Source organism: Ruminococcus sp. AF31-8BH, from assembly GCF_003460605.1.
In the GTDB taxonomy this organism is placed as follows: Bacteria; Bacillota; Clostridia; order Lachnospirales; family Lachnospiraceae; genus Blautia_A; species Blautia_A acetigignens.
On record NZ_QTVN01000047.1, the window covers coordinates 1 to 1,073 of the forward strand.

The 1,073-nt window shown below is 38.3% G+C and carries 1 protein-coding gene; it reads left to right on the plus strand.

Translation table 11 applies throughout. The features are described 5' to 3' along the window. Nucleotides 1–148 precede the first annotated feature (148 nt). Nucleotides 149–1,073 (plus strand): site-specific integrase (locus DWZ38_RS21920; protein ID WP_117855426.1); only part of this gene is annotated, 925 nt, incomplete at its 3' end.

Below are 1,073 nucleotides of genomic sequence, written 5' to 3' on the forward strand. Positions count from 1 at the left end.
CCTTATGACGAGATAAACGTTATGACGAGTTAACGCTGATTATCTGCGTAAATACGGGATTTCTTTAAATTTATCTCGGCATAATACAAGCAAAAATGCTACACTTTGTTATTCTGTAATCATAAAAAAAGAAAGGAGTCAGAAACTCATGAATTTTGAAATGATTACAGAAGGACTAAAACAACTGTTGCAGGAAAACAACTATTCTTCTGCAACTATCCGCTTTTATGAAGGTGAATGGAATAAGATCCAGTGCTTTCTTACGGAAGAATACGGAAATACCGAATACGATATGGAACGGGGACTTAAATATCTCGAAAAACAATACGGCTTCATTACGAAATATAATAATGGAACGCTTTCCCAACAGAGAGTCCAATTGCTCCGTGTTGTGCATATGCTGGAAGATTACCGTTTGCATCAGGTGCTTACCAGAAGATACTATGCCGCAAAAAATCCTATTACGCTGAATGCGTACTATTTAAATTTATATACGGATTATTTAGATTTCCTGAATTCTACGGAACTGTCAGCAAGTACAATCGGACATTATAAAGGGATTTCCAGGGCTTTTATGGACTATCTTCAGCAGAGGAAGATTGGAACTACAGAAAATATCACTATGGATGTTTGCAATTCTTATCTGAAAACGCTGGCAGGGTATAGTTTTAAGACCATAGAACAGAATGTTTGCGGGATCAGACATTTTCTGCGTTTTATTTATTCTATCGGGATACTCTCCGCTGATTATGCTGAAAAGATCCATATGCCTGCTGTTTCCAAAAGTGCCAAAATACCTTCTGCATGGAAACTTGATGAACTGAAAGCAATGCTTTCGGTCATTGACCGGAACAGCCCTATCGGAAAACGTGACTATGCAATGATCCTTCTTGCATGTGTTCTTGGTCTTCGGATTGGAGATATCAAAAACCTGCGTTTCCAAAACTTTAACTGGGAAGATAAAAAACTGTCCCTCATACAGCATAAAACACATAAACCATTAACTCTGCCAATACCTGATGCTGTAGGCTGGGCGGTGATCGATTATATCAAAAATGGGCGACCTCAGTACT